Consider the following 13,265-nt stretch of genomic DNA (forward strand, 5'->3'; position numbering starts at 1 on the left):
ATCATGGGGTGACGCCCGGGCGGGCGCGGCTGAGGGATACTCCATAGGCCACAACCCCAGGTGCTTGAGAATGCGCACCACCTCATGCCTGTCTTGAATGAAGGCGATGATTTTCATTTGCTTCCCGCACCGGGGACACTTCAATGAATCGACTTCATATACCTGGTAGATTAATCGCGCCCAGGCCCGGCGGCATTCCTTGCGGTCCGGCATGTCGTCCAGGACAACCTTGATTTGCAACTGAACGCCACAAAAAAGTCGAACCCGCACGCGGCGCAGCGCACCCTGGCAAAGCCATGCTCCAGTATCCCACAGTCCAGGTACCGCCGGATCGTGCTGCGGATTACCTTCCGAAAGGTTCCGTACTCATTCTCGTACCTTTCTGTGTACACTTTTTCATATTCCTCAAAATACCGGTATGTGATTTGGTATAGGTCAGTCTTCTCAGGTGAACGCCTGTTGTACACCCCGCGCCGCATGGCGCACGCGGGCAAGGAGCATGCCTGATTTCCTCACCGATAGAAACAAGGATTTTGTAAGACAGGACCAGGGTTTTCATGGAAACAGGAATCCAATCCGTTTTCATGTTCTGCCCAGATCAAGATTGAATCTTGAAGGAACCGGAACGATGTAAAAGGATGGATCATCTTTTTTGAACGATTGTACAATCTTCCCGATTTCTCTTTCCGTGTGTTCAGTGGTTTTAATATGGCGAGGGGCGAGGGGAGGCGAGTTCCGGATTGTTCAGGAAAAGAAAGTCAAACGGAATTCAGTGCCGGTTTCGGGAGAAGGTTTTCTTATTCCTTCTTCCTTATTCAGGGGGGTTTTCGCAGTTTTCCTCTCCAACTCTCCAACTCGATTCACGAGAAAAAGGTTAATCTGAATTCGGTACCTTTTTCGAGTGAATCTTCCAGCCGGATATCTCCATCCAGGGCGTTCATAATCTTGCGCACCAGGGCCAGGCCCATGCCCGTGCCCTCTTCCTTGGTGGTGAAAAAGGGGAGCCAGATCTTGTCGCGCTGGTCTTCGGGGATGCCGCGGCCGTTGTCATGCAACCGCAGCTCCAGGGGGTCGGTGCCGTCAATAACCAGTTCCATGCGGTCGGCTCCGGCCTCGGCGGCGTTGCGCGCCAGGTTGGAACACAGGCTGCGCACCAGTCCCGCGTCCCCGCGAACTTCCACTCCTTTTTCCGGCGCGGCCAACTCCAATCCGGCGGCTTCGCATTCGGCGGCTAAAATTTCGGTCAGGTTGACCGGGGTGCGTTCCCCCGGGGAGAGGGGCCGAGCGAAGTTGAGGAAGTTGTCCATCATGCCGGTCAGGTAGGTGATCTCGTGGTTGATGCGCTCGACCCGTTCCTTGTCGGCTTTCAGACTCCTGGTGTAACCGTACACCACGCCCAGGGAGTTGCGCATTTCATGGGTCAGGTAGGCGGCCATCTCGCCCAGCATGGCAAAGCCGGCATGGCGCCGCTGGATCTCGGCGCGGCGGCGCTCACGGGTGACCTCCTTGATCACCAGCAGGCGCCCGCCTTCACTTACGGAAGATATGTCCACGCGGAAGTCGCGGTCCCGCGTCACCACCACCGCAGATGATTCCGGCACTTTGACCTCGCGGACAAACGCCGCGATTTCGGGAACACACGACAAAACCGTTTCAACCGGGTGGTGCAGGGCCGAGGCGGCGCTGCGCTCAAAAAGCTGTTCCGCCCGGGGGTTGAAAACCGCCACCTTTCCCTGCCCGTTCAACAGCAGGATGGCGGCGTTGATGTGGCGGATGATGCCGCGGTTCAATTCCTGCTGGCGTGAAACCGCCTGCTGCTGTTCTTCCAGTGTGGAACGCAGGCTGGTCTCACTGCTTTCGAGACGCGAAAGGTAATTGCTGATGGGATCGATGGGCGCGTTTTGCTCTTTGCCCCGGTCCGCGCGAAAACGGTACACCAGGTAAAAGACCGTGATCAACAGGAAAAAAGCGGTCATGATGATGAGCAGGGAGAAAAGCCGGGATACGCGTTGCAGGGTTTCCAGCACGGGGGTGCGGGCGTGACGCACAAACAACACGGCCGAGCCGTCCGCCTGGGGGCGCAACAGTTGCAGGGTGCCGCTTTCGGCATCGTACACGGCTTCGCGCCCGGCCGCCTGTACCCGTTGAATGTTGGAAAAAAAACTGTTTTGCGTTTCCAGGGGATCGGTTTCAGGCGCCGCGCTTTTCATGATGACGTCCGCCACGGATTCGGCCACCTCGATGTAGGAACGGGTTTCACGTTCCTGCATGGTGTGAAACAGGGAGGAAAGGTTGGCGAACACAAAGATCAACAGGATTTCAATCACCAGCAGCAAAATGGTCGTGCTCTTGTTCATGGGATTTTTCTACCCCGTCATGACCCAGGACTGGATCGCTGCCAGGATTTTTGCTCCCCAGAACAGGGAGAAAAAAGCCCCCAGGGCCAGGAACGGCCCGAAAGGCAGGGCCAGTTTCAAGTCCTTGCCGCGAAACAGGATCATGAACCCCCCCACGATCAAGCCGCAGAAAGAGGCCAGGAGCAAGGCCACTACCAGGCCTTCCAGACCGAGAAATGCCCCCAGCATGAGCATTAGTTTTACGTCTCCGAACCCCAGGCCCTCCATGCCGCGCACCTTTATGTAAAAAAAGAACAAGCCGGCAAACACCGCCGCCGCCCCCAAAGCGGTGGCCACCCCGGTCCAGGGTGAAGAGAAGCCGGGGTGAAAAAACGAGTACGCCAGAAACACCGCGGCTCCGCCCAGGGTCAACTCGTCGGGAAGAATCATGTGCTCCAGGTCGATAAACGACAGAACCAGCAGAATCAGGAGGAAAATTGCGCTGAACAGGGCGTGGAGCGGTTGGTCGCGAAAATGGGACCAGCACAGCCAGAAAATGCCGGCGGTGGCGATTTCCACCAGGGGATAGCGCCACGAGATGGGCGCGCGGCAGCGGGCGCAACGCCGGCGCAACGCCAGAAAGCTGACAACGGGAAGGTTGTGAAACCAACGCAGTTGCTCGTTGCACGCCGGGCAGTGGGAACGCGGAAAAGCCAGGCTCTCGTTCCGGGGCAGGCGGTAGATCACCACGTTGAGAAAACTGCCCACGCTCAGTCCGAAAACGATCAGTACGATGATTTCCATTTGTAGTTCCGCCTGGCCTGGATGGTACCGCTTTGGGGATCATAACGGTAGTCCCGGCCCTGGTAATCACGGGGAATCTCTTTGAGGATGCCGCGAACGCGCAGTTCATCCAATTCAGCCGGGTTGCGGCCGAAGCGGTGGCGGAATTCACTGATCGCCAGCTTCAGGATTTGCTTGTCGCGCTCGAAATCGATCTGGTAGAGATGGTGGAAAGCGGAATCCCGGGACAACTGGTCGTCGGCTGAGCGTTCAATCTCTTTCCAGAGTTGAAAGGCGTAATCCAGGTTGTCCTGCATGTACACCATATGCGCCCACTTGCGCCGGATCAGCGGCGGGGCATTGGGACGCTCGGCCGCCTGCCTGAACAATTTCTCGGCCAACTCCAGGTCTTTGAGGTCCCGATACGCGTAAAACCCGGCGTCGTATTCGAAAATCCACTCTTCCGGGTTGTTGCGCGCGCCCTTTTCCAACAGGCGGATGGCCATGCGATACCGTCCCCCCTCCAACCCCATGATCCAGGAACCAACTAGGTACGGCGCCTTGAAGCGGGGGTTCAGGTCCGTGATCACGTTGAAAATGTTTTCTATGTAGTCGAAACGGTTGGTGAGGTGAGTGGCGGAGTAAAACTGAATGGCCCAGATAAACAGGAAATCCGCCACCAGGTTGCGGTATCCGAAAGAAAGCACCTTCAGGGTTTTGCCGTCGGGAAGGGCCACGAACGCCTGGCGGTCGGCAAAATACTCCACCCGGGTATCGTAATGAAACTGCAGGGCGCCGGCGGTCAGGGTCAGGGCCACAAACAAGGCCAGGGCCTTGGCCTGCATGATTACTTTAACTCCCGGCGACGGAATATCACCACCGCCAAGGTCAGCAGCGCCGCCACGTACACGATGCCGTAGGCCGCCGCGGCCAACAGGCGACCGCCTGGAAGGGGCATATCCATGACGACTTCGTTCTTGACGTTGAACTTGTCCAGGTTGGGAAGCAGGTAGTACAACGCCGTGGCCACGTAACGGGAAAATGGCTCGTGCAGGCGGGTTTTGAACTCCTGGAAGGTCCATAATACCTGACCCACCAGGTAGAGTGTGACTGTAAAAATGGAAGACAGGATGGGGGTGGAAAAAGAAGAAAATACCAGGCTCAGCGAGGTGATGATCAAGAGTTCAATGTAGAGCAGGCCGAAAAAGATCAGGCAACGGGGGGCAAACGATCCGGTGGTGACAAAGAGAAAGAGGAAAAACAACAAGGCCATGCTGGCCAGCGCCACCAGAAGTGTCAGGGCCAGGCCCGCGAACTTGCCCAGCACGAACTCCAGGCGCGTAATGGGCTTGCTCAGGATATTGTAGATGGTTTTTTTTTCGATCTCTTTGTAAACCAGGTTGATGCCGGTAAAAATCGCCACCAGCACGCTGAAAAAATGGATCGACCCCAGCCCCACGTCCATCAGCACCTTCTGCTGATCGCCCACGCTCAGCATGCTGACAAAGCGTGAACTGAACGCGAAAAACACGCCGAAAAACAGCAACAGGTAAAAGACCTTGTTGCGTACCGCTTCACGAAAGGTGTTGAGGGCAATGGCCGGGATCTTCACTTGCCGATCTCCCGCATAAAGATGTCTTCCAGGGTCAACTTGACCGGAATCATGGCCGCGATGCGGCCGGACAAGACGTGGACGGCGCGGATTTTCTGATTGACCTCTTCCAGGGATTCCACCCGGATGATCGTGTGGTTGTCACGACGCTCTCCGGCCAGTCCGGTCCGCGCCGCGTCTTTTTCATCCACCCCGTCAACCACCAGTTCATAATGGCGCACCGACCTGGATACCAGCTCATCCAGGCGTCCCTCGCGCACAAGGCGTCCGTTGATGATAATGGCCACCCGGTCCACCATGAGTTCCATGTCCTGGAGAATATGGGAAGAGAAAAAGATGGTGCGCCCGGAGCTTTTCAACGACAACACCAGATCGCGCAACTCTTTGCGACCCACCGGGTCCAGCCCGGAAAAGGGTTCGTCCAGAATCAGGACCTCGGGATCCTGAACCAGCGCCTGGGCCAGGCCGGCGCGTTGAATCATGCCCTTGGAACACTTGCCCAGTTTGGTTTCCTCACGACCCCAAAGTCCAGCCTGGCGAAGTACCTCCTCCACACGACGTTTGCGGTCCGCACCGGACATGCAAAACAGGCGTCCCGTGAAGTGGAGCAGCTCGCGGATGGTCAGGTATTCGTAAAAGTAGGGGTTTTCCGGCAAGAAGCCGAGGTTGCGGCGACTCTCCAGCGAGTCGGCATCCCGGCCCAGCAGGCGGATGCTGCCGCGATCGGGCCTGAGCAATCCCAGGATGCACTTGATGGTGGTGGTTTTGCCCGCGCCGTTGGGCCCCAGAAAACCGTAAATCTCTCCCGGCGCAACGGTCAGGTCAATGCCGCGCAACACCGGGATGCGCCGGGTACCGAAAGTCGACGGATACGACTTCTCCAATCCCCGTATCTCTAAGGCCGCCATCATCAGAACCGGATCAAGACAAATCTCAAAATAAATACCATGGTAACCAGAACCAGGATCCAATTCAAGTCGCGCCAGCGTCCGGACAATAGTTTGATGCCCGTATAGGACACAAAACCCAGCGCCAAGCCGTCGGCAATGCTGTAGGTCAGGGGAATGCCCACCAGGGTGAGGGCCGCGGGAATGGCCTCGGAGTGGTCATCCCATTTCACATGTATCATTTCGCGAAGCATCAAAACCGCCACCACAATCAGCACCGGAGCAGTCACGGGATAAAGAAACAGTCCATCCGCGGCGGAAAAAGCGACCCCTCCGCCCACCATGGCGACCAGGGGCGAGAAGAATACGGCCAGCAGGAACAACAGCCCCGCCACCACGGCGGACAGGCCCGTGCGGCTGCCCTCTTCAACCCCGGCCGCGCTCTCGATATAGGATGAAACCGTGGATGTGCCCAACGCCGCGCCGGCCACGGTACCCACCGCGTCCGCCATCAACGCCCGTGAAGCCCGGGGCAACTGGTTGTCCCGCAACAATCCGGCCCTTGAAGAGACACCGATTAGGGTGCCGATGGTATCAAAGAAATCCATGATAAAAAAAACGATCACCACCGGAATAACCTGGAAGGTGAACAGGCCCTTGAAAGTGAGTTTGAGAAAAGTGGGTTCAAGCGAGGGCGGGGCCGAGACCAAACCTTTCCATTGCACCACACCCATGAGGACGCCCACCAGCGTGGTGGCCAAAATGCCCCACAGGATGGCGCCTTTTACGCGACGCACCAGCAGCAGGGCAATCAGCAACAGCCCGATCACCGCCAACTGGGTGGCGGGCAGGGAAAAATCCCCCAGCTTCAAGGCTCCGGACGCGTACTCAAAACGCTGCAGACCGGACACCAGGTCGCCGTCGGCCGATGCCAGCGGCATCAAGGCGCTGTTGTTGCGCACAATGAGGCCCGCGTCCACCAGCCCGATGAACCCGATCAACAAGCCGATTCCGGCGGCAATGGCATGTTTGAGTGAAGCCGGAACGGCGTTGATGAACTTCTCTCGTACCCGCAACAGGGTCAACAACACGAACAGCGCCCCGGAGATAAACACCATCCCCAGCGCCTGCTGCCAGGGAATGCCCAGCATCAGGACCACGGTAAAGGTGAAAAAGAAATTTTCCCCCATTCCGGGGGCCAGGGCGATGGGATAGTTGGCCATCACGCCCATGAGGATGGACGCCAGGGCCGCCGAGAGGCAGGTGGCCACCATGACGGCCCCGAAATCCATTCCCGCCTGGGACAGGATGGCGGGCTGTACAAACACGATGTAGGACATGGTGAGAAAAGTGACCACCCCGCCGGAAACTTCCCGGCGCAGGGTGGACCCGTTCTCTATGATTCGGAAAAACCGTTGCAGCCAGGTAATCATCTGTTTCGATTCTCCTCCGCCTTGATGTGTGCCTGAGCCGCGGCCAGGCGGGCGATGGGCACGCGGTATGGTGAGCAGGACACGTAATCCATGCCGGCCTGGAAGCAGAACTCAACCGAACTCGGTTCACCACCGTGCTCGCCGCAGATTCCCACTTTCAAGTCGGGACGACGGCTGCGACCCTTTTCAATGCCCATGCGCACAAGTTGGCCCACGCCTTCGCGGTCCAGCACCTGGAAGGGATCCTGCGGCAGGATGCCTTTTCCCACGTAATGGGGCAGGAACACGCCGGCGTCATCACGGGAGTAGCCGAAAGTCATCTGGGTCAGGTCATTGGTGCCGAAAGAAAAGAACTCCGCCGTATCCGCGATGCGGTCCGCCACAATACAGGCGCGGGGGATCTCGATCATGGTACCGATCTTGTATTCGACGCGGCGGCCTTCAGCAGCAAACACCTCTTCCACTTTTTTCTCGATCACGGGCTTCAGGAATTCAAATTCCTGGTAGGTTCCGGTCAGGGGAATCATGATCTCCGGTAACACCTTCACGCCTTCGCGATCAACCTTGACGGCCGCGCGAATGATCGCTTCGGCCTGCATCTCGGCGATTTCCGGAAAAGTAATGGCCAGGCGGCAGCCGCGATGACCCAGCATGGGGTTGAATTCATGCAAGCTCTCGGTCTTGCGTTTCAAGACATCGAAATCCACACCCACGATTTCGGCCAGTTCCCGCAGTTCATCGTCGCTGTGGGGCAGAAACTCATGCAAAGGAGGGTCGAGCAGGCGGATAGTGACGGGGAATCCGTCCATGGCCTTGAAAATGCCCGCGAAATCCTCTTCCTGCATGGGCAGGATCTTGGCCAGCGCCTTGCGGCGGCCCTCGGTATCTTCCGCCAGGATCATTTCACGCACGGCATCGATGCGGTCGCCTTCAAAAAACATGTGCTCGGTGCGACACAAACCGATACCTTCGGCGCCGAACGTGCGGGCCTGAAGGCTGTCCTTGGGAGTGTCGGCGTTGGTGCGGACCCCCATGGTCCGTTCCTTGTCAACCAGCTTCATGAAATCCTCAAAATCTCCGGAAATTTCCGGCTGAATCAGGGGAAGCGGCTCTGGAATCACCTCGCCGGTGCTGCCGTTGAGCGTAATCACGTCTCCCTCGCGGAAGGTGCGGCCCGAAATGGTGCAGGTGCCGTCGTTCTTGATGGCAAGGGCTCCGCATCCGGCCACGCAGCACTTGCCCATGCCACGCGCCACAACGGCGGCGTGGGAAGTCAAACCGCCGGTGGCGGTTAAAATGCCCTGCGCGGCGTCCATACCGCCGATGTCTTCCGGAGATGTCTCTTTGCGCACCAGGATGACTTTCTCGCCGGCCGCCGCCATTTCCTCGGCTTTTTCGGCGGTAAACACGATTTTGCCCACCGCGGCTCCCGGGGAAGCCGGCAGTCCCTTGCCGATGACTTCGTATTCCAACTTGGGATCGATGTTGGGGTGCAACAGCATGTCGAGTTCACGGGGTGAAATGCGCATCACTGCTTCACGATTGGGAATCAGGCCTTCCTTGACCATGTCGGCGGCGATCTTCACCGCGGCAAAAGCCGTGCGTTTGCCGTTGCGGGTCTGCAGGATAAACAGTTTCCCTTCCTGGATGGTGAATTCCATGTCCTGCATATCGCGATAATGCCGTTCCAACAGGTCTTTGTATTCGTCCAGTTGCCGGTAAATTTCAGGCTGCTGGTCTTTCAGGGCCTGCAACGGCTTGGGTGTGCGAATCCCCGCCACCACGTCCTCACCCTGGGCGTTCATCAGGTACTCACCGTAAAACACGTTCTCGCCGGTGGCCGCGTCGCGCGAGAACGCCACGCCGGTTCCGGACGTATTTCCCAGATTACCGTAAACCATTGCCTGCACGTTGACAGCAGTACCCCTCATACCGGCGATTTTATTGATGGCACGATACTTTCTGGCCCGTTCGTTGTTCCATGAGCCGAAGACCGCATCAATGGCCTTCCAGAGTTGTTCTTTGGGTTCCTGGGGAAAATCCTTCCCCGTCTCTTCCCTGACCAGCTTCTTGAACTCCCCGACAATGGTTTCCAGTTGCGCCGTGTCGAGTTCCACGTCCGTGGTCACGCCGGCATCGTTTTTACGGGCATCCAGGATTTCCTCAAAGCGATGGTGGGCGATTCCCAGCACCACGTCTCCGAACATCTGCACAAAACGGCGATAGGAATCCCAGGCAAAGCGCTCATTACCGGAGCGGGCAGCCAATCCCACAACCGAGCGGTCGTTGAGTCCCAGGTTCAGGACCGTATCCATCATACCGGGCATGGAGACGGCCGCGCCTGAGCGCACGGAAACAAGCAGGGGATCTTCCGCGTCCCCCAGTTTCTTCCCCATCAGCTTTTCCAGTTTTTCCAGCTGGGTTTCCACTTCTTCGCGCAAGCCCTCGGGATAGGTATTTTCATGTTGAGAAAACTCGGCGCACGCCTCCGTGGTGATGGTGAATCCGGGGGGAATGGGCAGCCCCAGGTTGCTCATCTCCGCCAGGTTGGCGCCTTTGCCGCCCAGCAGTTCCCTCATCTCTCTTTTGCCTTCCGTTTCTTGTTGTGAAAAGAAATAAACGAATTTTTTGGCCATTTATGCCTCCTTTTGGGATAGTTTTTCCAACACTTTCTGTTTGAAAAGCATTAATTCCAATGGTTTCTCTAAAAACACAATGCGTTGGGATTCCAGGAACCTGTGAATGTCCGCGCTGCCCGGATCCGCGCTGATCAGGATCAGGCGGTTTGCCATGTCGCGGTCATTCAGGGTGCGAAATATGTCCAGGCCGTTGACATCCGCCAGGTACAGATCGGCAATCACCAATTCATACTCCTGTTCCCCCAACCAGCGCAAGGCCCGGGTTCCGCTGGTCGTGGCATGGATGTCGAGGTTCCCCAACTCCTGCAGGATATCACGCATCAGTTCCAGCATGTACGCCTCATCATCCAGGATGAGTACCCGACCCTCCAATCGAGGTGGTTTGGCTGTCGGCTGCAAAGGCTCACCTTGAGACGCAATGGCTGGAGGAAACACGATGCAGATCTCGGTAAACTCTCCCCGCCGGCTCTCAACTCGTCGGGATGCCCCATGGCGCTGGAGCACATGATCACAGACGGCGAGACCCAATCCGTCGCCGTCGGCGAAACGGCAGAAGAAAGGAGACCATATCCGTTCAATGTCCTCGGCTGCAATCCCCACGCCGTTGTCGCGAACCGTGAATTCCGCAGCGCTTGAATCCAGTCTGCGGGTCCGTACCGTGACTTGAGAGGACGTGGTCTGCTTGCCTTCAACGGCCCGAATGGCGTTTTCCACCAATTCCCGGACCACGATCTCCAACTGGCCTTCGGCCATGGCGAAATCTTCCAAGGCAGCATCCAACTCCCAGGTGATCTTTATGTTGTGTTGCCGGGCGACTTCTTCCAGGCGGGGGCGGATTCGCCGGATAACGCGATTGAGGTTTCCCGCATGCAAGAATGAAGGCGGAGAATCGAAATGTTTGCACAGGCGGTTCAGCAACTGGGCCAGTGAATCCGCGCTTTGCTCGATCTTATCCAATCGCTTGCGGGCGTATTCGTCACGAACGCGGGTTTTCAGCATCTGGGCGTAGCCCATCAGCGGGGTCAACTTGTTTTTCAGCTTGTGAAACACTCCGGGAAGCACTTCCTGAAAAACAACGGCTTTCTCCAGAATCCGCGCAGCGTCTTTCATCCGGGTCAGGCGTTCATCCGCCAGGCGCAATTCCCGTTTCAACAAGTGGTTCTTGCTGGATTCGGAGCGACACTTTTCCTGCCAACCATACACACTCACGGCGCGACTCATGTGTGCAGCCAGGGATTCCAACTGGGCGGCCTGGGAAAGAGAAAAGTCAACTCCATCCCGGCGGGAGGCCACGATCCATCCGCCCGCTTTCCCCGGTCCCCGCACAGGCAAAAGCCAGGCCTTGCCTTTTGCCGGGAAAGTCTCTCCCGACAGGTCGATTCTGAGGATGCAGCCTGATGTGCCGTCCGGCTCCAGGCGCGGGATGCAGGGGGGAAGAGGGAGTGACCGCTCCGGATCCGGGCGCCACCATGACGACCCCGGATCATTGTTTTCGCCGTGCCATGCCAGTGCGCAAACCAGGCCCGGCAGATAATTGGAAGCGAAACGTAGCGCCCTGCCGGCACAATCCACCGCTGTTCCCGGCACATCCATCTGCCGCTGCAACCGCCTGAAAACCGGAATCGAGAAGCCGCCTTTGCCGTATTGCTCTAGTTGACGACGCAGGCGCTGAACCGCGGCGGGAATTCCGCATGGCCAACCTTTGGCGGGGGCAACCTCTTCCCAGTCCGCCCGGAACCGCCAGGGAAGGGCGGCAACCACTTCCAGGCAGTCCGCCGCATCCATTCCCGTGTCTGCCAGGGATCGGCCGATGGCGCTCGCCGCCGCATCCGCACCGCTAACCTCTTTAGAGATGATTTTTTGGGCGACACCATGCAATGCAACCGCCCGTTGCCATTCCGGCAAAGTCGCTGCTTCCGGGTTCCAGGCGGCAATCAACCTGGAAATCCGGTCACGGCCGGACTGCGAAGTGCGCGTCCCGGAAATTGTTTCGCCCAACCGCAACCACTCTTCCACTCCGGTCAACAGTCCGCACATTTCGGCTTCAACGCGGACACAACCAGAGATCGCTTCAGCGACACCGGCGGCTAATCCGCTCGTAAGCAATGCGGCATCAAGCACCTGGGCCCGCTTGCGTGGGGGAACCTTGTTCGGCAGTTCCCGCTCGAACCAGCGCGCCAGCGAAAGCCGGGCCGCCACCAGGAGCAACGGATCCGGACCCAGTGTCCGCAACAGTGATTCCACATCCGGATCGCCGCCGGGATCATGACCATGCCATCCGCAACGCAGGGCGCTTACAGCCAATTCGAAAAACCCGGATTCGCGGGATAACAGATCCCGAACCCATTCGCGGCGCTCGTGTTCCGGACGGACGGAGGCGTTGAGCAGAAAGGTCGCCCAGTCCGGTGGCGAAGCAATCCTGCGCTTGGCATTTCCTCTGGATGGATGCATGTTTTGCCTTTTCGTGTCGATCGCCGGGAGTCAAAAATTATAGCGGAATAGCGCGGGGAATGCAAACGCCGGAGAGTGTGATAACACGGGCGAATGCGCTTCCCAAATATCCATGGGTGTGATAGCATGAACGAAAAAGCAATGGAGAAATCGATCGACAAGGCGCGACAGCGCCCACCATTCATGCCATGAATCGACTCGAAGCCAAAGACCTGACAAAGGTGTACGACCATGTGGCCGTGGTCGATTCACTTAACCTGTGGGCGGCTGGCGGGGAAATCCTTGGGCTTCTCGGCCCCAACGGGGCCGGCAAAACCACCACATTCCTGATGCTGGCCGGGATTATTAAACCGGACAAAGGCGAAATCCGCTTAAACAACCAGGGCATTGACAGGGACCCGTCTTATATCCGGGCTGAAAAGGGATTGGTCTACCTGCCCCAGCAGCACTCGGTGTTTGTGAAAGCTTCGGTGTACAACAACCTGTACCAGATTTTGGAACTGCGTTTGACGGCACCGGATGCCCGTTGCCGAACGGAAGAGCTGCTGGCTGATTTCGGATTGGAATACGTCAAGAATTCCCGCGCACACCAATTATCCGGGGGGGAAAAGCGCCGTCTGGAAATCGCGCGCGCCATGATCATGAACCCGCGCTTTTTGTTTCTGGACGAACCGTTTACGGGGATTGATCCCATTACGATCTTGGATATCCAGAAATCCATCCTAAAGTTGCGGGACCGGGGAATCGGGGTCATCATTACGGATCACAATGTGAAAGACACATTCAACATTACCAGCCGTGTTTACGTGATCCACCGTGGCAAGATCCTGAGCAGTGGCCATCCCGCGGAAGTGGTCCAGGAAAAACTCACCCGCCAGCTCTTTTTGGGCCAGGAATTCGAATGGGGCAAAAATGCGCTCGAACATGCCGCGGCCCCGTTGTTCCGTGGCATCTCTAAACAATAAGTGCCGGGATCTACGCCACAAACCAGCCGTGAGTCATTCATAGCAACCGTCCGCCGCCATGTTATAGACTGGTTTATAAACCACCGCCCCGGCTAGTCCCTGTTCCCTCGGGGCGGAAGCGTGCCGCAGAAGGCGTATTCCGCAAGAGGGAGTTCATCT

Annotated in this window: 10 protein-coding genes; 1 reads left to right on the forward strand and 9 read right to left on the reverse strand. The window is 57.6% G+C overall.

The window, feature by feature from the left end; genetic code table 11:
* Positions 1-170: 170 nt before the first annotated feature.
* The 9 genes from ENN40_05900 to ENN40_05940 form a co-directional block, all read right to left on the reverse strand.
* On the reverse strand, positions 171-479 hold the full coding sequence (locus ENN40_05900; GenBank protein ID HDP94876.1) for a hypothetical protein: 309 nt from the start codon (positions 477-479) through the stop codon (positions 171-173).
* A gap of 381 nt (positions 480-860) precedes the next feature.
* On the reverse strand, positions 861-2,357 hold the full coding sequence (locus ENN40_05905; GenBank protein ID HDP94877.1) for a hypothetical protein: 1,497 nt from the start codon (positions 2,355-2,357) through the stop codon (positions 861-863).
* Between the two features lie 9 nt (positions 2,358-2,366).
* Positions 2,367-3,140 carry a prepilin peptidase gene (locus ENN40_05910; protein ID HDP94878.1) on the reverse strand — a complete coding sequence of 258 codons (774 nt, stop codon included), beginning with the start codon at positions 3,138-3,140 and terminating at the stop codon, positions 2,367-2,369.
* Positions 3,122-3,964 carry a hypothetical protein gene (locus ENN40_05915; GenBank protein ID HDP94879.1) on the reverse strand — a complete coding sequence of 281 codons (843 nt, stop codon included), beginning with the start codon at positions 3,962-3,964 and terminating at the stop codon, positions 3,122-3,124. The genes ENN40_05910 and ENN40_05915 overlap by 19 nt, the downstream gene beginning before the upstream one ends.
* Positions 3,965-3,966: 2 nt before the next feature.
* Positions 3,967-4,848: a hypothetical protein gene (locus ENN40_05920; GenBank protein HDP94880.1), complete on the reverse strand. Its 882-nt coding sequence runs from the start codon at positions 4,846-4,848 to the stop codon at positions 3,967-3,969.
* The gene (locus ENN40_05925) at positions 4,728-5,642 is read right to left on the reverse strand and encodes an ABC transporter ATP-binding protein (GenBank protein HDP94881.1); all 915 of its coding nucleotides are present in this window, start codon (positions 5,640-5,642) and stop codon (positions 4,728-4,730) included. The genes ENN40_05920 and ENN40_05925 overlap by 121 nt, the downstream gene beginning before the upstream one ends.
* Entirely contained in the window at positions 5,642-7,051 is a 1,410-nt protein-coding gene (locus ENN40_05930; GenBank protein ID HDP94882.1) for an NCS2 family permease, read from the reverse strand. Before ENN40_05930 ends, ENN40_05925 begins: the two co-directional genes overlap by 1 nt.
* A complete protein-coding gene (locus ENN40_05935; protein HDP94883.1) occupies positions 7,048-9,687 on the reverse strand; it encodes a pyruvate, phosphate dikinase in 2,640 nt (879 codons plus the stop codon). The genes ENN40_05930 and ENN40_05935 overlap by 4 nt, the downstream gene beginning before the upstream one ends.
* Entirely contained in the window at positions 9,688-12,141 is a 2,454-nt protein-coding gene (locus ENN40_05940; GenBank protein HDP94884.1) for a response regulator, read from the reverse strand.
* 188 nt (positions 12,142-12,329) lie between these two features.
* On the opposite strand from ENN40_05940, the gene lptB reads away from it, so the two are divergent.
* Complete coding sequence (gene lptB, locus ENN40_05945) at positions 12,330-13,106, forward strand: LPS export ABC transporter ATP-binding protein (GenBank protein ID HDP94885.1); 777 nt, start codon at positions 12,330-12,332, stop codon at positions 13,104-13,106.
* Positions 13,107-13,265: the final 159 nt, after the last annotated feature.

It is taken from the genome of Candidatus Aminicenantes bacterium (assembly GCA_011049425.1).
Classification (GTDB): Bacteria; Acidobacteriota; Aminicenantia; order UBA2199; family UBA2199; genus UBA876.

Bases quoted from the DNA above. Each gene is read 5' to 3' on its own strand.
- ENN40_05930 (HDP94882.1), bottom strand. From the start codon at position 7,051: ATGATTACCTGGCTGCAACGGTTTTTCCGAATCATAGAGAACGGGTCC.
- ENN40_05905 (HDP94877.1), bottom strand. From the start codon at position 2,357: ATGAACAAGAGCACGACCATTTTGCTGCTGGTGATTGAAATCCTGTTG.
- ENN40_05900 (HDP94876.1), bottom strand. From the start codon at position 479: ATGCGGCGCGGGGTGTACAACAGGCGTTCACCTGAGAAGACTGACCTA.
- ENN40_05910 (HDP94878.1), bottom strand. From the start codon at position 3,140: ATGGAAATCATCGTACTGATCGTTTTCGGACTGAGCGTGGGCAGTTTT.
- ENN40_05940 (HDP94884.1), bottom strand. From the start codon at position 12,141: ATGCATCCATCCAGAGGAAATGCCAAGCGCAGGATTGCTTCGCCACCG.
- ENN40_05915 (HDP94879.1), bottom strand. From the start codon at position 3,964: ATGCAGGCCAAGGCCCTGGCCTTGTTTGTGGCCCTGACCCTGACCGCC.
- ENN40_05935 (HDP94883.1), bottom strand. From the start codon at position 9,687: ATGGCCAAAAAATTCGTTTATTTCTTTTCACAACAAGAAACGGAAGGC.
- lptB (HDP94885.1), top strand. From the start codon at position 12,330: ATGAATCGACTCGAAGCCAAAGACCTGACAAAGGTGTACGACCATGTG.
- ENN40_05925 (HDP94881.1), bottom strand. From the start codon at position 5,642: ATGATGGCGGCCTTAGAGATACGGGGATTGGAGAAGTCGTATCCGTCG.